Source organism: Clostridioides sp. ZZV14-6150, from assembly GCF_020657875.1.
Classification (GTDB): domain Bacteria; phylum Bacillota; class Clostridia; order Peptostreptococcales; family Peptostreptococcaceae; genus Clostridioides.
The window spans coordinates 186,558-206,877 of the sequence record NZ_JAGWDA010000004.1; the positions used below are offsets into that span (position 1 = coordinate 186,558).

At 29.2% G+C, this 20,320-nt stretch carries 14 protein-coding genes and 1 other annotated feature; all 14 genes read right to left on the reverse strand.

The window, feature by feature from the left end; genetic code table 11:
* Positions 1-131 precede the first annotated feature (131 nt).
* The 14 genes from KGF41_RS07000 to KGF41_RS07065 all read right to left on the reverse strand — a co-directional run bounded on the left by KGF41_RS07000 (position 132) and on the right by KGF41_RS07065 (position 20,301).
* The gene (locus KGF41_RS07000) at positions 132-2,303 is read right to left on the reverse strand and encodes a hypothetical protein (protein ID WP_227856523.1); all 2,172 of its coding nucleotides are present in this window, start codon (positions 2,301-2,303) and stop codon (positions 132-134) included.
* A 9-nt stretch (positions 2,304-2,312) separates the two neighbouring features.
* On the reverse strand, positions 2,313-2,570 hold the full coding sequence (locus KGF41_RS07005) for an IreB family regulatory phosphoprotein (RefSeq protein WP_003419418.1): 258 nt from the start codon (positions 2,568-2,570) through the stop codon (positions 2,313-2,315).
* Positions 2,571-2,594: 24 nt separating this feature from the next.
* The gene (alaS, locus tag KGF41_RS07010) at positions 2,595-5,234 is read right to left on the reverse strand and encodes an alanine--tRNA ligase (protein ID WP_227856524.1); all 2,640 of its coding nucleotides are present in this window, start codon (positions 5,232-5,234) and stop codon (positions 2,595-2,597) included.
* Between the two features lie 67 nt (positions 5,235-5,301).
* Positions 5,302-5,545: a binding site (T-box leader), on the reverse strand.
* A 141-nt stretch (positions 5,546-5,686) separates the two neighbouring features.
* Complete coding sequence (mnmA, locus tag KGF41_RS07015) at positions 5,687-6,766, reverse strand: tRNA 2-thiouridine(34) synthase MnmA (protein ID WP_227827177.1); 1,080 nt, start codon at positions 6,764-6,766, stop codon at positions 5,687-5,689.
* Between the two features lie 146 nt (positions 6,767-6,912).
* On the reverse strand, positions 6,913-9,753 hold the full coding sequence (locus tag KGF41_RS07020) for a cell wall-binding repeat-containing protein (protein WP_227856525.1): 2,841 nt from the start codon (positions 9,751-9,753) through the stop codon (positions 6,913-6,915).
* Positions 9,754-10,080: 327 nt separating this feature from the next.
* On the reverse strand, positions 10,081-10,521 hold the full coding sequence (gene nifU / locus KGF41_RS07025) for a Fe-S cluster assembly scaffold protein NifU (protein WP_227840395.1): 441 nt from the start codon (positions 10,519-10,521) through the stop codon (positions 10,081-10,083).
* Between the two features lie 56 nt (positions 10,522-10,577).
* Positions 10,578-11,771, reverse strand: coding sequence for a cysteine desulfurase NifS (nifS, locus tag KGF41_RS07030; protein WP_227827174.1), 1,194 nt, complete (start codon positions 11,769-11,771; stop codon positions 10,578-10,580).
* Between the two features lie 17 nt (positions 11,772-11,788).
* A complete protein-coding gene (locus KGF41_RS07035; RefSeq protein WP_227827173.1) occupies positions 11,789-12,238 on the reverse strand; it encodes an RrF2 family transcriptional regulator in 450 nt (149 codons plus the stop codon).
* A 109-nt stretch (positions 12,239-12,347) separates the two neighbouring features.
* Entirely contained in the window at positions 12,348-13,118 is a 771-nt protein-coding gene (locus KGF41_RS07040) for a GNAT family N-acetyltransferase (protein ID WP_227850150.1), read from the reverse strand.
* 30 nt (positions 13,119-13,148) lie between these two features.
* Positions 13,149-14,414: a replication-associated recombination protein A gene (locus KGF41_RS07045; protein ID WP_227827171.1), complete on the reverse strand. Its 1,266-nt coding sequence runs from the start codon at positions 14,412-14,414 to the stop codon at positions 13,149-13,151.
* A gap of 115 nt (positions 14,415-14,529) precedes the next feature.
* Positions 14,530-15,315 carry a GTP-sensing pleiotropic transcriptional regulator CodY gene (gene codY, locus KGF41_RS07050; protein WP_227827170.1) on the reverse strand — a complete coding sequence of 262 codons (786 nt, stop codon included), beginning with the start codon at positions 15,313-15,315 and terminating at the stop codon, positions 14,530-14,532.
* A 163-nt stretch (positions 15,316-15,478) separates the two neighbouring features.
* Positions 15,479-17,566 carry a type I DNA topoisomerase gene (topA, locus tag KGF41_RS07055; protein ID WP_227827169.1) on the reverse strand — a complete coding sequence of 696 codons (2,088 nt, stop codon included), beginning with the start codon at positions 17,564-17,566 and terminating at the stop codon, positions 15,479-15,481.
* A 32-nt stretch (positions 17,567-17,598) separates the two neighbouring features.
* Entirely contained in the window at positions 17,599-18,699 is a 1,101-nt protein-coding gene (gene dprA / locus KGF41_RS07060) for a DNA-processing protein DprA (protein WP_227827168.1), read from the reverse strand.
* A gap of 18 nt (positions 18,700-18,717) precedes the next feature.
* Positions 18,718-20,301, reverse strand: coding sequence for a YifB family Mg chelatase-like AAA ATPase (locus KGF41_RS07065; protein WP_227827167.1), 1,584 nt, complete (start codon positions 20,299-20,301; stop codon positions 18,718-18,720).
* Positions 20,302-20,320 lie beyond the last annotated feature (19 nt).

Below are 20,320 nucleotides of genomic sequence, written 5' to 3' on the forward strand. Positions count from 1 at the left end.
TTATTTTATAAACCATATACATTTCATTAATTATAAAAATTGCAATATGAATTTTTGATGTAAGCTGTTTGGTTTACATTAATAATCATATTGCAATTTTTTATTCAAAGCATATATGCATTAAAAAATTTTTAGTTATTTTTTTCAAATATTATCATGTTTATGCTTATTATTATAAGTGGTATAAGTATATATATAGATGCTGTAGATGCAGCAACTATACCAGAATCATTAACTAAAAGAGTAATTATACAACCAACCATAGATGCAATGAATCCTTTGAACAAAATTGGGAAATTATTCATTATCTTTCTAAAATGTCTAGATGGTTTAAATATAAGTACTGCAATCACACCAATTCCCACAAGTAAAATATTTACCCATACACTTGTCTGTGCTAATTGCATATTCATTTGAATTTTTCTTCCAAATGTCTGTAATATCTCCCCTGGTCCATTTAAGAAAATTCGTTGTACAAACATCCCTAAATGAGATTCACTACCAGAGATTATATCTAGAGCTGCAAATGCACAAACAACAACTACAGCTGAAATAGCTAATAATGCAATTTTTTTAATGTCTAGTTTAACATCATATATAAGCATTATAAACAACAAATATGCTACACATTCTGATATCGCTCCACCAACATTTGCCCCCATAGAAGGATATGCACTAGTTATAAGTATTATTAATGAAAATATTACAACAAGTGGCTTAGAAACCTTCTTGTAATGTAATAAAACTGCTAAACCAAATACTGCACTTGCTATGGTTACACCTTCATACTCATTTCCTACACCATAGTATCTGGCACCAATAACAGCATCATAACTCATTATATTATTTTGCATTAAGTACGTTCCAAATACAGAATCTATAACTATTACTAAAATAGTCAGTGTTGCAAAAAATCCCATATGTTTTATATCATTGTCTTTAAATAACTTTCGACCTAATAAGTATAACACTAGTGTAGTTACAAATATTCCCAAAGATATTGTGATTGGGGTCTTAAAATTCATTAAAGGAGCCAACATAAATGACAGAGGCATTATTATACCCAATTTTATAAACTCCTTAAGTACTTTGAATACACGCTCTTTATGTGGCATATAATTTCTAAAGAATATTGCAAACATTGCAATTACCCAAGAAGCAGATATTACACCTACAAATCCATTTATAATACTTGACCTTATAGATGATATAGATACTATCTTTTTATAAAGTGATTGTAGGTAATTAGCATTATCTTCTCTGTCAACCAAAGAATAACTTCTACCTACCATTTCATCATTTTTAAGACCAAATTCATTTAATATGTCCACTCCAACATCTAAGTTTGCAACAATACCAGCTTTTCTTGTCGTAGCAGACTCCAATAGACCTTTTCCTTCTCCATTAAATTTTATTATTGGAGAAAGTCTTCTCTTATTTTTATAATCTAAATCACTTGGAAAAGCACTTGATATATAAACAGTATCATTTTCTCCAGCCATAGAAAATACTTCTTTAAGGTATTTATCTATATTTTTTACAATATTTTTCTTCATTGCAGCATAAGTATTATCATTTAGATTCAATCTATACACATCTAATCTATATGTATCTCCAAGCTCTACAAATATAGCATCACTATTTTTATAAGACTTTTTAGTTTCATCTAATAACTTATTGTAGTCCGTAGCTATTCCAAACGGCATCTTAGAATCTTTTTTGTTAATATCATCAATATTACCAGAATCAATTCTTCCATATTGATCCATAGCAACTAAACATAAATTTCTATTTTTAACCAATTGATTATTTTCAATTATATCAGCATTTCCAATTACTGAGGTTTTTAGCCCATTTTCTGATAAAGTTTTTCCTAATGAACCTAAGCTTGCTCCATATTCTCCATACTCTAGATTTTCATTTATTGACCTATTAATACTTAAATTATTTATCTCTTTAGCTTTTTGACCTGTTGCAACTTCAAAAGTTTTAGCAGTATCTTGGTCTACTTTTTGAAAATTGATATAGTCTTCAGTAGTTACATCAGCTCTTGTTCCTGCACCCATACTAGCATAAGACCTTCTATCATCAGTACCTTGATCCCCTCTTATATTCATAAGAGCTATATGGCCTCTTTTTTCTAGCTCACTCTTTAAGATTGGAACCTTCAACATACTTCCAAGATTGGTCCTATTCATATCAATAAATATGACTTTGCCCTTTTCTTCAGCAGAACTGTAGCTAGCAATTGATACAAAAATCATAATAACTACTGCCAACAATGACATAATCTTTTTTCTCATTTATTTGACCTACTTTCTATTCAGATAGTGCGTGATTACTTCTTCAAGTATCTCATCTCTTTCAAATTTTTTAATTATAGCTCTTGCATTTTTATGACTAGTTATATAACTAGAATCACCAGAAAGGAGATACCCTATAATTTGATTTATAGGGTTATATCCTTTTTCAACTAGTGCTTTATATACAAAATCTATTGTGTCTCCCACACTCATTCTATCTTCTGGTATTCCTTCAAATTTCATAGTATAGTCTAAATCTTTTTCCAAACTAAAACCCTCCTTAAGTGAATGTTATTTAACTTGTGTCTTAATAACCTCACTTGCATAGCTTAGAGCTTGGTCAACCTTAGATATGTCACTAGCTCCTGCCTGTGCCATATTAGGTCTTCCTCCACCTTTTCCTCCAGCTATTTTTGCAACTTCTCTAACTATATTACCTGAATGTATTCCTTTATCTAATACATCTTTAGTAGCAGTAACTACAAAGTTAACTTTATCATCTACTATATTTGCCAATACTACTACACCAGATCCAAGCTTATCTCTTAAATTATCTGCTGTTTCTCTTAGTGTATCCATATCCATACCTTCAAATTTATTAGTTATTAAGTTAACTCCATTTACTTCAAGCTTAGAATCAAAAATAGAATCAGCCGATTGTAAACTCATTTTAGTCTTTATATCATGTAATTCTTTAGATAAATTTTTATTTTCTTCTAATAAAGAACTTATTCTTTGAATTAAATTATCTTCTTTAGATTTTAAATTTACACAAACTTCAGATATAATTCCTTCTTTTTCTTTTAAGTATTCATAAACAGCTTTTCCTGTTATTGCTTCTATTCTTCTTACTCCTGCTGCTACTCCACCTTCAGACAAGATTTTAAACATTCCTATTTGAGAAGTATTTGTCAAGTGAGTTCCTCCACAAAGTTCTGTAGAATAATCTCCCATAGAAACTACTCTTACTTCATCACCATATTTTTCACCAAATAGTGCTGTAGCTCCTTTTTCTTTTGCTTCTTTTATATTCATAATATCACATTTTATGTCTAAAGATGATAAAATAACATTATTTACTTTTTCTTCTATCACTTTTAATTCTTCATTTGATATAGCTTCAAAATGAGTAATATCAAATCTTAATCTATCTGGAGTAACTAAAGAACCAGCTTGATTAACATGCTCTCCTAATACTTCTTTTAATGCCTTATGAAGTAAATGTGTAGCACTATGGTTTCTTGCAGCAGACATTCTAACATCTCTATCTACTAATGTCTTTACTCTATCTCCATTGCTTGTTTTTCCTGATTTTATTATACCTATATGTTTTATACTATTATTAGCACCTTTTTTAGTATTTAATACTTCCACTACTAAATTTTCATTAGTTATTAATCCACAATCACCAACTTGTCCTCCACCTTCAGGATAGAAAGTGGTATTGTCTAGTACTATGGATACTTTATCACCTTCTTTTGCATTTTGAACTAACTCATCATCTTTAACTATAGCTTCAATAGTTCCTTCACCATATAATTCACTATATCCATTAAACATACTATCTATAGTAGATTCTAATTTTGATAGAGGGTCTTCCTTCCAACTTTCTCCATCCATATTTCCTCTAGCATTTCTAGCTCTTTCTTTTTGTTTTTCCATTTCTTCATTGAAAGACTCTTCATCTACAGATAAATGTTCTTCTTCTAAAATTTCTTTAGTTAAGTCTATAGGGAATCCATAAGTATCATACAGTTTAAAGGCTTCTTGACCACTTAAAACAGCTTTTCCTTCATTCTTTAATACTTCTATATATGAGTTCAATATTTCTGTTCCTTGGTCTATAGTTTCATTGAATTTTTCTTCTTCTATTCCAACAACCTTTTTAATATAACTTTCTTTTTCAACTAAAACTGGATATGCTTTATCATTTACCTTTATAACTTCATCTATTAGTTTTTGTAAGAATAATTCTTTTACACCTAATAGTTTACCATGACGAGCAGCACGTCTAAGAAGTCTTCTAAGAACATAGCCTCTTCCTTCATTTGATGGAAGTACTCCATCACTAACTAAAAATGTTACAGCTCTTATATGGTCAGTTATTATTCTTATTGATATATCATTTTTTGGATTTTCTCCATATTTTACTCCTGTTAACTTTTCAACTGCTTCTAATATAGACTTAATCGTATCTACTTCAAAGATAGTATCCACACCTTGCATGATACATCCCATTCTTTCAAGACCCATACCTGTATCTATATTTTTACTTTCTAATAGACTGTAGTTTCCTTCTTCATCTCTATCAAACTGAGTAAATACATGGTTCCAGAATTCTAGGTAACGGTCACAATCACAGCCTGGTTTACAGTCTGGATTATCACATCCATATTCTTCTCCTCTATCAAAATATATTTCTGAACAAGGACCACAAGGACCTGTACCTATCTCCCAGAAGTTATCATCTTTACCAAGTCTAACCATTCTATCTTCTGGGAAATTCATTTCTTTTGCCCATATATCATAAGAGTCATCATCTTCTTCATATACAGTTACCCATATTTTATCTTCTGGTATACTTAGCCATTCTGTGATAAATTCCCATCCCCATTTAATTGATTCTCTTTTAAAGTAATCTCCAAATGAGAAGTTACCCATCATTTCAAAGAAAGTAGCATGTCTTGCAGTTATACCTACATTTTCTATATCTCCTGTTCTTATACATTTTTGAGATGTACACATTCTTAAACTTGGAGGTACTTCTACACCTGAAAAATAGTTTTTTAAAGGTGCCATACCTGAGTTTATAAGCAATAAACTCTTGTCATTGTTTGGTACTAAAGAATAGCTGTCTGCTACATAGTGACCTTTTGACTCAAAAAATTCTAAAAACTTACTTCTTATCTCGTTTAGTCCCATCTTTTCCATATTATGTTCCTCCTAATAAATTATATTTTTTCGTTTAAATAAAAAACCTCGTCCCTATAAATAAATTTATAGGGGCGAGGACAATCGCGGTACCACCCTAATTATCATAAAAAATTATGATATCTTCGGAAAACCTTAGCTATAACGTAACTACCGTCAATCTCTACTTAAATCTACCTTTTAATTCAAGGTACATTGTTCAAAATTGCTACTAAAAGGCTGCTTCAAATATTTTATTCTAAGGGCTTTCAGCATGTTCCCTCTCTCTGTAAGACATCAAATACTTTACTATTCCTTATCACTGTATTTATTTTTAATTAATATAATAATTATATTACTAAATTTTACAAAATTAATCAATACTATATTTTCATATACAATAAATTTATTTTATAAACTTTGTTTTAGATTTATAGACTATATTACTTATTTTATAAGTTTCTTAGAGATTTTTATAAACTTTTCTCTATTATTCCTCCACCTACGACAATATCTCCATCGTACATTACAACAGATTGACCTTTTGTAATAGCCCTTTGAGCTTCATCAAATACTATTTTAATAGTATTTTCTCCTACCTTATAAATAGTAGCTGGCGATGGTTTTGCTGAGTATCTTATTTTGGCTTGAACTCTTAATGGTTCTTCTAATTTATCTATTGATATAAAGTTAACATCTTTTGCAATAAGTTCTTTTTTAAATAATTCTTCATTGTCTCCAAGAACGATAGTATTATTTATTGGATTTATATCTACTACAAACATTGGCTTGCCAAAAGTAATTCCAAGACCTTTTCTTTGTCCTATTGTATAGTATAGTATACCTTTATGTTTTCCAAGTATATTTCCTTTAGTATCTACAAAAAAACCTTCTTCAATACGCTTTTCAGAATGTTTTTTTACATAATTTGCATAGTCATTATCTTTAACAAAACAAATTTCTTGACTATCAGGTTTATTGTGAACTGCCATTCCCATTTCTTTAGCAATTTCTCTTACTCTGTCCTTTTCATAATCACCTATTGGTAGTAGTGTATGTTTTAATTGTTCTTGTGTAAGATTATAAAGTGCATAAGTCTGGTCTTTTTTATCTGTAACAGATTTTTTTAATAAATATCTTCCTGTATCTTCATCTTTTTCTATTTTTGCATAGTGACCTGTAGCCACATAATCGCACCCTATTTGTCTAGCTCTTTTATAAAAATCATCAAATTTTATATGTTTATTGCAAGCTATACAAGGATTAGGAGTTTTTCCTTCTAAATATTCATCTATAAAATAATCTATTACTTTTTCTTTAAATACTTCTCTAAAATTTAGAACATAAAATGGTATTCCTATTTTATTTGCCACTCTTCTAGCATCTTCAACTGCTGATAAAGAGCAACAACCACCTTCATTTTCAACTTCGTCATCGTCTTGCCATAATTTCATAGTAACACCAATGACATCATATCCTTGTTGTTTTAAAAGATATGCAGCTACAGAGCTATCCACTCCACCACTCATACCTATCATTACTTTTTTATTCATAAACAAATTTCACCTCATCTTTTGCATTACTTATTATTATACCATATAGAGCAAGCATTGTATTTATTTAAAATATAGCTTGCTCTATTTTCTAAAAAAAATAATGTTATTAAGTAATTTTAAAAGATTTAAGAATGATTTTATATTTATTTAACTACTACTACTGACGCTGTTGTTTCTGTTATTATATTATTAGAGTTACTAACATCAACTAGTTCTATTTTCACCTTATAAGTACCTTCTTTATTTCCAACTAGATAAACAGGTGTTGTTGCATCTTGTAATAAAAAACCTTCCATTGGTCCCCATCCTGTTTTTACTATGTTAAACCAATTTTCGTTGCTATCTTTAGCAATTAGTTGTATTCCATCTAAATCTGCTGAATCATCTTCTGGTTTTATTTGAACTCTTACATTGTTATAATCATTTTTGCCTTTATTTAGTGTAATATCTACAGGTGTTCTACCCTTTACACTTTCAAATTTAGGTATGCTACCATTTTCACCCTCATCTATTTTATTTTCTTCCGTTATATTAGCTATATCATTATTTTCATTTATAGTGATAGAAGCTTTACCCCAAGTAGCAATTTTTGAATCTTGTGATAATGTACAATCCCCATATCCATTAACAATCACTTTATCTTTATCATAGTTATCAGTTTTTATTGGAGTATATTCACTTATCTTGCAATCACCTATTAAATCTAGTCTTGCATTAGTTTCATTTACAATTCCATCATCTTTTACATATTCTACATTGACTCCATACCATCCGTTTCCACTTGTTACAAGGTTTGAAGCTATTACTGCTGAACCATTTACTATTAAACCTGCTCCTTTATTATTATTTAAAGTTACATTGTTTAATTCAACATTTTGTGATAAATAAACATGCATTCCTGATTTGTTTAATTTATCTGAATCTAAGCCTGTTACTTTTAGATTGTTTATTTTTACACCATCTTTTCTGTCTATTGTTACTATATTTTCGTAGCCTGGTTTAGTGTCAGTAAATTCTACAGCTTTTTTCAATTCAGCATCATTAATACCATTTATAATTATTTTTTTATCTATAACAACTGGCTTTTTAACATCTATTTGTCCACTTATTTCCCACACTTGACCATCTTCTTGTAAAGCAAGTGCTTTTTCTAATGTATCAGTATCAGTAACCTTTATTGTCTCCACTTTAACAGGTTCAGCTACTGTTACTGTAATACTTGGAAGTGATACTTCTTCTGCAAGCTTATATCCACTTGATAAGCTTGCACTAAATATATACTTTCCTGCTACTTGGCTAGCATATTCTGGTGTACTTTTCCAAGTTACTCCTACTTTTGTATTCGCTACTCCAGACACAGTTGCTGATAACTCTTTTGGTAAGTTTAATTTACTTAATTCCGTTCCATTTTCTACATTTTGTACTTTTATTGAATTATCAAGTGCTGTTATTGATGTTATCAGTTTATCTTTTACAGATGAACCACCACTTGAACTTCCTCCACTTGATGAAGAGCCTCCAGATGAACTTCCACCTGGTTTAGTGCCATCTACACTTGGAGTCTGAGAACCTTCTACTTTGTCAGTTATTGTTCCTTCATTTTTTATATTTGTTCCTGTAGCATCATTTTTTATGTTTGTTATTTTTCCATTGTTTTTAACTACAACATTGCTAGAATTATTTTGTATTTCTACTTTTTCTATTTTTGCTCCACTTTCATTTATTATTGTTCCACCTTTACTATCCTTAACCAAAACTTTATTTATTGTACCTTTATTTACTATATCTGCATTTGGAGCAGTTACTACTATTGTACCTGTATATGTACCATTTAAATTTACAGAAATTGAATTATTTGTACTCAATGATAAATCATTTGACATAGTTCCTGATGGCTTAATATTTATAACATCATTTGCATCCGCTTTAGCTAAAGCTATTTTTAACTCTTCTACATTTTTAACTTCATATGTTGTTGTAGATTGTGATTTTTTTATCTCAGAGAAAGCAGTCTCATTGCCTGAACCACCAACTTGTGTAACTGTTTTTAAGCTCTTAGTATTTAATACTTTTTCTTGTTCTTTATTTAATTTATTTCCAACTAAAACTACTGGTGAATTATTTTTTGCCGCCAATGAACCCACTGCTAATGAATCTATAAGGTCTCCTTGTTTATTCATACCATCTTTTGTTATATACGCATTTTTCAGCTCTTTTGAACTATATAATCCACTTATAACAGCCGCATTAGTTTCATTTCTATCATTTCCTGATAATCTCTTAGGACTAGGTAAAGTATTTTTTGTAACTTCCGAAATTGACTGCACTCCTCCTATTACATAAGATGTCTTTATACCTTTATCTTTTATAAACTTACTTGATTGTTTTATTCCATCTTTTGGACTAGAAAGAATTATTGGCATTTTATTTTGAGCTGCAATAGCTCCTACACTTACTGCATCAGCAAGACCTTTTTCTCCATTAACTACAACTATCTCTGAAATATTACTACTTGCTTTTCTTCCAAGAGACTCATCTAATTTTTTAGCTATTTCTAAAGAAGTTTGATATCTGTCATTTCCTGAGATTCTTTCTGTATCAATTTTTAATGATTTTAATTGTGTCTCTACCTCTGAACCTAAAGTTTTTGTCCCACCTATTAAATATACTTTTTCTGCTTTTAACCTTATTATTTCTGCTTTAGTCCTATCATCTAATTTATTATTTTGTGTCAAAAGAATTGGTGCATTTTTAGAACCAGCAAAAGGAGTTGCAGTCAATGCATCTACTATAGTATTGTCATTAACTAATATTACATTTTTAGATGTATCCCATCCTTTTTTACTTATTTGTATAGCAGTTTCCCATCGACCTGAACCTTTAAGTGTATCACTGTTTGTTTGAGCACTTGACATGCCTGCTGTCGCACTGCTAACTACTAATGATATAGTAAGTATTGCTGCTATCCTCTTTGGTATTTTCATAACTGTTCCCCCTAATATTGTATTTAGTTGAAATGTGCCTTTTTAAAGAAAATAGCATTTTTAAGTAAAATTTTTTAAAAGTATATTTGTATATGAAATCCTTGTAAACAATTGATTTGTTGAGATTTTTTATATTTTTTAATGTTTAAATATTATGGATGTGTATATTTTTTTATTATTTGATTGATTTTCAAAACGGGCTAGAATGGTAGTTTGTACAATAAAAAATAGCCGTTTTCTTTAAAACGGCTATTTTTCATCTTACTATACCATTATACACTTTTTTAAAATGATTTTAAACTTTTTTTTGGAAAATTATTCCTTATTTTATTCTTCTTCCTCAATATCATGGTCATGAGCATCATCTATAACATATCCATCTAATTCTGGTATATGGATACTATTCTTTTTAGCATAGTCTATAAGTGCTGCTTTTACAGCTTGTTCTGCTAAAACTGAACAGTGCATTTTTACTGGTGGTAAACCATCTAAAGCTTCAGCAACAGCTTTATTTGTAAGGTCTAATGCATCTTTTATAGTTCTTCCTTTTATCATTTCAGTTGCCATAGAAGAACTTGCTATAGCTGAACCACAGCCAAATGTTTTAAACTTAACATCTTTTATTATGTCTCCTTCTATGTCTAAAAATATCTTCATTATATCTCCACATGTAGGATTTCCAACTTCACCTACACCACTTGCATCTTCAATTTCTCCCATATTTCTTGGGTTCATAAAATGTTCCATAACTTTATCACTATATTGCATTGTTTTTTTCCTCCTACATTAATTTATGCCTACTTTTTGTGTCTTATCTTCTTTGTCTATTTTACTAAGCCTTGTTTCTTTGCATCATCGTAAAGTGGTGACATACTTCTAAGTCTTTCTATAACTTTTGGTAAATTCTCTAATATATAATCTATATCATCATCTGTTGTAAAATCTCCAACTGTAAGTCTCAATGAACCATGTGCTATTTCATGTGGTAAACCTATTGCAAGAAGTACATGTGAAGGGTCTAATGAACCAGAAGTACATGCAGAACCACTTGAACCAGCAATTCCTAACATATCTAATAATAAAAGTATTCCTTCACCTTCTATAAATTGGAATGCAAAGTTTGCATTTCCTGGCAATCTATTTTCTAAACTACCATTTATTCTTGTATAAGGTATTCTTTCTAAAACACCATCTATTAACTTATTTCTAAGACGAGTTAAAGTCTCAACATGGTTTTGCATATTTGCTTTAGCTAATTCTGCTGCCTTTCCATATCCAACTATTGCAGGTATATTTTCTGTACCTGCTCTTTTGCTTTTTTCTTGTGCTCCACCATGAACAAAGTTATGAAGTCTTACACCTTTTCTTATGTATAAAGCTCCAACACCTTTTGGTCCATATATTTTATGTGAAGACATACTCATTAAATCTATTCCTAGTTCTTTAACATCTACTGGAATATTACCTGAAGCTTGTACTGCATCAGTATGGAATAATATATTGTGTTTTTTAGCTATTTCAGATATTTCTTTAATAGGTTGTATAGTTCCTATTTCATTATTTGCGAACATTATACTTATTAGTATAGTAGTATCTTTTATTGAATCTTCTAATTGTTTTAAATCAATTTTTCCTTCGCTATCAACATCTAAATAAGTTATTTCAAATCCATGATGTTTTGCTAAATATTCACATGTATGAAGTATCGCATGGTGTTCTATTTTTGAAGTTATTATATGATTACCTTTATTTTTATTAGCATAAGCTACACCCTCTAATGTCCAGTTATCACTTTCTGAACCACCTGCTGTAAAATATATTTCACTAGGTTCAGCATTTATAAGGGCTGCTACTTGTTCTCTTGCTTTATCTAAAGCATCTTTTGCTTCTCTTCCGAATGTGTGAAAACTAGATGCGTTACCAAAATAATCAGTTAGGTATGGCATCATTGCATCTAATACTTCTTTTTTAACAGGTGTTGTTGCAGAATAATCCATATACAATCTTCTTTTTTCCATTACATTCATCTCCAAATCTATTTTATAGTTATATTTGTTATATCATTTTCTAATTTATTTTTGTTATAGTCATTTATCATATCTTTAAGAGTAATCGAATCTATAACATCTTCTATACCCTTTTTCATCTTTTCCCAAACTATTTTTGTTACACACATGTTTGAGTTTTCACAGACATCTTCATCTAGTACACAGTCAGATAATGCAACTGGACCTTCCAATACTACAAGTATATCTCCTACTGTTATATCCTCAGCATTTTTTGAGAGCAAATACCCTCCTTGAGCACCTCTTACACTTTTTACTAGACCCGATTTTTTTAAAGATGAAAATATTTGTTCTAAGTACTGATCCGATATTTTTTGCTTTTTAGCAATAAATTTTAATGATACTGGACCATTATCTTGATTTAATGCTAATTCAAACATTGCCTTTAGCCCATATCTACCTTTAGTAGACAACTTCATACATTATCACCTCTATATAGAAATCTAATTCATACTGTTTTAGTAGGAATTACTTTCAACATAATTTTATTATACCCTACTAATTTTGTCAAGATTAATTTTATTTTTTTTATTTTGAATAAATCCCCCATTTTCCAATGTCTTCAAATCCTAATTTTTTATATATCTTTCCAGCTTCTTCATTATCATAAAACAAACAAGGCATTTTATTCTCTCTTAAAAGTTCTGAACATAGTTTAATTAAACATTTTGTAGCAAGCCCTCTAGCTCTATATTTAGGATGTGTACCTACGCCAATTATCATTGCATGAGTCCTATTTTCTGATGTACTCTTTGCCATTGATACCACTTCTTTGTTAATCTCTATACAATATCCTCTACCTGTTCTTAAGCCATTTTTTAAACTATCTAAAGTTGTACTGTGGAATTCATCTATTAAATCATAAAGCCTAACTGTTTTCTTTAGATTTCCAAGTCTAATTCTCTTGACCTTTTCATTACAATTATTATCAACTAAAAATTTTTTAGTTTGAAGCTTACAAAAATCAACTATTTTTAAATTATTAAGTCCTAATCGCTTTGCTAAAGCATCTACAGCACTTATTTTTCCAGAAATTTCTTCGTAATCAGTATCACAAAGCAATTCATAAAATCCTTCAACATCATACTCTCCATCTGAATAAAACATCATAAATTCAAAGTATTTGAGTAGTACTGCTCTGATTTCACCATTTAAACCTATATCTGCCCATAAATTTAAAAAGTTATTTCCATATCCATATCTTTCAATATCCCCTATTATAAATAAATTGTACTCAGGTTCTTTTTTTAAATATTTCATAACTCTACTATGATAACTTGAGTTAAGTTTTATAATCATAATATCTACCCCCGATACATAAAATTCAACTTAAAAATCGCTATCTAAATACTCTAGATATTTTTTTATATTTTTCTCAGTTTTGTTTTCTTGTGGTATGTAGTAAATACTATCTTTTATGCTATCTGGTAAATACTGTTGTTTTACATAATGATTTTTAAAGTTATGAGGATATTTATATCCACATCCCCTACCTATATCTTTAGAACCAGAGTAATGAGCATCTTTTATACTATTTGGTATGTCTTTAACAAATTCTCTATCTAATTCATCTAATGCTTTCATTATTGCCATACATGCAGAATTAGATTTTGGTGATGTAGCTAAAAGAATAGTAGCTTCTGCTAATGGTATTTTTGCTTCAGGAAATCCAAGTTGCATAGCTGAATCTACACACGCTTTTACAATGACAACTGCATTTGGATAAGCTAAACCTATATCTTCACTAGCTATTACTAAAAGTCTCCTACAGATACTTATTAAATCTCCACCTTTTATAAGTCTTGCTAAATAGTGTATGGATGCCTGTGGGTCACTTCCCCTTATAGATTTTTGAAATGCACTTAAAATATCATAGTGACTATCACCATTTTTATCATAGTTTATAATTTTATTAAATGTAGATTTTTTTACTACATCTGAATCTATATAGATTATGTTATCTTTATTTGGTTTAGTTGAATAAACTACTACTTCTAAAGCATTTAAGGCTCTTCTCATATCTCCATCAGATATAATAGCTATATCCTCAATAGCATCATTATTACATTCAATATCCATATAACTATCTTCATTTAAAACTTCAATTGCCCTTTTTAATCCTTTTTCTATATCTAATTTTTCTAAAGGCTTAAATTCAAATATAGTCGACCTACTTAGAAGAGCTTTATATACATAATGATATGGATTTTCTGTAGTACTAGCAATCAAAGTTATACTACCATTTTCCATAAATTCTAATATCGACTGCTGTTGTTTTTTATTAAAACTTTGTATCTCATCTATATATAGTAAAACCCCATTTATATTATTTATACTTCCAAGTTCTGCTATTACCTTTTTTATATCTTCTAGTGATGAATTAGTGGCATTTATTTTATAAAAATTTTTATTGCTTTTTTCTGCGATAATTTCTGCTACAGTAGTTTTTCCAACACCAGGTGGACCAAAAAATATCATATTTGGTAAAAAATTAGTCTGTAATATCTTAGACAGTATTTTTCCATTACCAATTATATGACTTTGACCTATTACATCATTCATTGTTTTTGGTCTTATTTTATCTGCTAAAGGCATATTCCCACTCCTATTCTAAAAAAAGTATTTAATGATTATTATCCCAATAATCCGTCTAAAAAAGGTATCTATTTGAAATAGATACCTTTTCTAATCACAATCTATAAAATTTAGATTATTGATTGTTTTTTAATTTTTTTAATTCATCTGTAAGTTTATCATTAAGTATTCTTATATGAGTTCCTTTCATACCTAATGATCTTGATTCTATCACACCTGCACTTTCAAATTTTCTAAGTGCATTTACTATAACTGACCTAGTTATACCAACTCTATCAGCTATTTTACTTGCTACAAGTAAGCCTTCTTTACCGTCTAATTCAGCAAAAATATGTTCAACTGCTTCAAGCTCGGAGTAGGACAGAGTGCCTATTGCCATTTGAACTACAGCTTTTTTTCTCATTTCTTCTTCTAATTCTTCACCTATTGCTCTTAATATCTCAAGACCAACAACAGTTGCACTGTATTCAGCTATCACTAAATCATCATCATTAAATGACATTGAATATCTTGAAAGTACTAATGTTCCAAGTCTTTGTCCACTTCCTAGTATTGGTACTACAGTAGTATATTTTTGTAATCTTCCTTGCTCTTCAGGGAAAATCTCCAATATCTTCTCACCATTTAAGTTTTCTAGTGTCTCATCAATTTTTAATAAGTTTTGAGTATATTCTTCTGAGAATTTTTTTTGCTTAGTATATTCGTCTTCTATAACTGAGCTATCTTCAATGTCATTTAAATGAAGCCCTAGAATTTTACCTTTTGCACTTACTACATAAACATTAGAATTTAATACATCTCCTAATGCTCCGGCCAGTAAATCAAAAGAGACACTACTTCCACCACTTGTTTGTAATGTTTTATTTATTTTTCTTGTTTTTTGTAATACTTCACTTGCCATTTAATCATCTCCTCATGAAATTTAGGCCTTTTAATAACCTTTATATTTTCTAATATTATTCTCACTCTTAATGAAAATTTATTTTTATATTAGTTGTTTACACTTGAAAGATTATCATAGTTTGGAACCTTTTTCAAGAGAATTATGTGATTTTTTTCAATTTTCACTCTTTTCCGTCATTATGCTCTTTTGACTCTTTGTTGCATTCTTTATTGGAGCATACTGTTTTCGTTTCAGATTTAGTCACTTTTTCAACCATATATGAACCACACTTTTCACAAAACTCTCCTGTTGGCTTATTCCAAGCTACAAAGTCACAGTTTGGATAATTAGAACATCCATAAAAAGCTTTCCCTCTTTTAGATTTTCTAAGGATAATTTCTCCTTCTTCACATTTTGGACATTTAACACCAATTTTATTCATAATTGGTCTAGTCGTTTTGCAATCAGGATAGTTTTTACAAGCCATAAACTTTCCAAACCTACCATATTTTATAACCATATTAGAACCACAGTTTTCACAGATTTCATCAGTTTCTTCATCCATATTTATTTTTTCTATATTCTCAAGTGCTTCTTCAATCGCTTCCTTAAGTGGTGCATATGCTTCAGATACAATTTCTTTCCAATCTGTATTTCCTTCTTCTATAACATCAAGCTTGCTTTCCATATCAGCAGTAAAATCTACATCTATAAATTTATGAAAATTATTTTCTAAAATATCAGTAACTATTATTCCAAGTTCTGTTGGACATAGACTTGTGCCTTGCTTTTCAACATATTCTCTATTTAATATAGTAGCTATTGTTGGAGCATACGTACTTGGTCTACCTATTCCCAGCTCTTCCAATGTTTTTACCAAACTAGCTTCTGTATATCTTGCTGGTGGTTGTGTAAAATGTTGGTCTGGCAATATATTTTCTATACTTAATATATCTCCTTTTTCTATACTTGGTAGAATCTTATCTTCTCTTTCTGAAAAATTGTATACCTTAGTATATCCATCAAATTTCATTTTTGAACCAGTAGCTTTAAATACAATATCTCCAGCCTTACATTCTACATTTAGTATATCGAATACTGAATCCTCCATTTGACTTGCTATAAATCTTCTCCAAATTAAATTGTATAGCTTATATTGGTCTTTACTCAATGAAGCTTTTATACTATCAGGAGTTCTATCAACGGAAGTTGGTCTTATTGCCTCATGTGCATCTTGAACCTTTTTAGTATCTGGTTTCTCTTTTTTCTCTACAGGATTTTTATAGTAATTCTCACCTAAGTCACTTATTATATAATCCTTAGCTTTTTCTTTTGCTTCATCAGATATTCTCTTAGAGTCAGTTCTTATATATGATATAAGACCAACAGTGCCTTCACCTTCTATATCTATACCTTCATATAATTCTTGTGCTATCATCATTGTTTTTTTAGTAGTAAAAAACAACTTATTTGCACCTTCTTGTTGAAGCATACTTGTTGTAAATGGTTTTGGAGCTGATTTACGTCTTGATTTAGATTCTATCTTTTCAACTTTTAAATCCTTTCCTTCCATTTCTTTTAGTATTTCATTAACAGCATCTTCATTTTCTAATTCAATTTTTTCATCATTCTTGCCATAAAATTTTAAAGTTATATCTTTATCTTTTAATGTCTTTGCTTCAACATCTATTGTCCAATATTCTTTTGGAATAAACGCTTTTATCTCTTTTTCTCTATCGCAAATTAATTTTGTTGTTACTGATTGTACTCTACCTGCACTAAGCCCTTTTCTAACCTTTTGCCATAATATAGGGCTTATTTGATATCCTAAAAGTCTATCCAATACTCTTCTAGCTTGTTGTGCATCTACTAAGTTTATATCAATATTTCTAGGATGCTTAATTGCTTTTTTAATTGCATCTTTAGTTATTTCATTAAACTCAATTCTACAATCATCAGATTCATCTAAATTTAGTATATGAGCTAAATGCCATGATATAGCTTCACCTTCTCTATCGGGGTCAGTTGCTAGATACACTTGTTTAGATTTTTTAGCTTCTTTTTTTAATTCTTTTATTACGTCGCCTTTTCCTCGTATGTTTATATATTGAGGTTCAAAATTATTTTCTATATCTACACCTAATTTACTTTTAGGCAAATCTCTGACATGACCAACTGATGCTTTCACTGTATAATGACTTTTACCTAAAAATTTTTCTATAGTCTTAGCTTTTGCAGGCGATTCTACGATGACTAATGTTTTGGCCATAAAACCACACACCCCCACTACCTAATCTTAATTTATACATTTAAACTGTACGTTTTATTATTCATCTCTACTACTAACTCATTTAGTACTAATTCATTGATTATTGAATTTACATACTTTATTTCTATACCAGTATAATCACAAATACTATCTATATGCAAGCTTCCTTCTCTTTTTATAGCTTCAATTATTTGCTTAGACTTGGCATTTAAACTTATATTATCATATTTTTGATTTATTTTTTTATCGATAATATTAAATATGTTATACTCATTCAAAATATCATCTATATTTTCAATTAATTTCGCACCTTCTTTTATAATTTTATGACATCCTCTACTCATTTGAGAATTTATATTACCAGGTATCGCAAAAACATTTTTCCCATGTTCAAGAGCAAACTCTACTGTTATTAATGCACCACTTCGTATTGCGGCTTCTACAACCACTACTCCATCACTTAATCCACTAATAATTCTATTTCTATTAGAAAAATGGTATGGAGCTACTGTTGAATTAATATTATACTCTGATAATAATAGTCCCCCATTTTCTAATATTTTATTTGATAAATGTAAATTTTGTTTTGGAAGAGGGTTGTCTACTCCTGACCCAAGCACTGCTATAGTCTTAGATTTTCCATTCATACAACCTATATGTGAATATGCATCTATTCCTATGGCTAATCCACTTACTATATTAACTCCATATTGGGACAATTGACAACTCATTGTTTTTGCACAACTAATTCCATAAGCTGTAGGCTTTCTTGAACCTACTATAGCTATATTAAAATTATTATTAACTAAACTTATGTCACCTTTGTAAAATAATAACTTTGGAGCATTGTATATATTCTTCAAATTTTCAGGATATTCTTCATCATATTGGCAAATATATTTAATTGATTTTTTGTAAAGTAGTTCTTTTATATTTTCTAAATAAGCGTGACCTCTATATTTTACTATATTTTTTCTAATATTCAAGCTTATATTTTTTAAATTATATATTTCTTTTTCAGAAAAATCAAATATATCTTCAATATTTACTATATCATTTTCTATTATTTCAATTGTTTTTGTTGTTATTCCACTAATTGATTTTAACCATAAATAGATATCTTTTTTCTTCATAAAATACACCTCAAAAACCTATTTAAAATAACTATAATAAGCTCTTCTAAATGAAAAAGCTTCTATAATACATTGTGAATTTATCAACTCTATTCCTTCTAAATCAGCTATTGTTCTTGCCATCTTTAAAAGTTTTGTATAACTTCTACTACTTAAGTTATATTTATTAAATATTACTTTAGCCATTTTTGAAGCTTCTTTTTCTAATTTACAATATTTTAATAAATTAGAGGCCTTAATTTCACTATTATTTTTTATATTATCTTTTTTAAATCTATTTATTTGTATTTTTCTAGCATTTTCTACTCTTATCTTTATTTTTTGAGAACTTTCTTCTTGTTTTGATGAATTTAAATCATCATATTTTACAGTATTTACTTCTACAAAAATATCAAACCTATCTAATAATGGTCCTGATATTTTATTTATGTATTTATTAATTTCATTACTCCTACATCTACACTCTGTATTTGACATATAATAACCACATGGACATGGATTCATAGCTGCAATTAGTAATACTCTACAAGGATATTTTGTACTGTACTTTACTCTAGATATATTTACATATCCATCTTCTATAGGTTGTCTCAAAGTCTCAAGGATTTTCCTATCAAACTCAGCGATTTCATCTAAAAACAAAATACCTCTATGTGCTAGTGCTACTTCTCCAGGTCTTGCATCTGTTCCTCCTCCAATTAAAGACTGCTTTGTAGTCGTATGATGAGGAGCCCTAAAAGGTCTCTTATCAATTATGCCTTTATTTTCATCTATCATACCCAATACACTATAAACCTTACTTACCTCTATCATCTCTTCTACACTTATATCTGGTAAAATTGTTATTACTCTTTTTGCAATCATTGTTTTACCTGAGCCTGGAGGCCCAATCATAAGCATATTATGATTTCCAGCAGCAGCTATCTCTGCGCTTCTCTTTATAAAATAATTTCCTCTAACATCATTAAAATCTTCATCATATTTGCTTTCTTTTGTATCATAAAATTCAGGATATTTACAATATGTATAGTTACTATTTGTTTCTATTTCTTCATTTAAAAAAGACATTATTTTTTCTTTATCGACTTTTATTTCTCCGTTTAAAAAACCTATACATTCTTTTAAACTTTTAATAGGTATTATATCAATTTCTTCTATAAATAGACTTTCTTTTATATTGTCAACTGGTATAAAAATACGTTTTATATTTTGAGTCTTTGCACCTATAATTATGGGTAATATACCTCTTACTTTTCTTATTTTTCCATCTAATGATAATTCTCCTATAAACATACTTTCTCTTATATAATTTTCATCCTTTTTTATTAATCCTCTTAAAAGACCTATACTTATTGATAAATCTAAAAAAGCACCTTCTTTTTTTATATCTGCTGGTGATAAATTTACAACAATTCTTGTATTTGGAAATTTATATCCACTGTTGATAATAGCTGATTTAACTCTCTCTCTCGCCTCTTTAATTTCTTTACTTGGAAGCCCGACAATATTGAAGCTAGGTATACCATTACTTGTATCCACCTCAACCTTTACTAGAAAACTCTCAATTCCTATTAAATTACTCGAATTAATAATACTTAACATATAGTAATCCTTTCCAAAA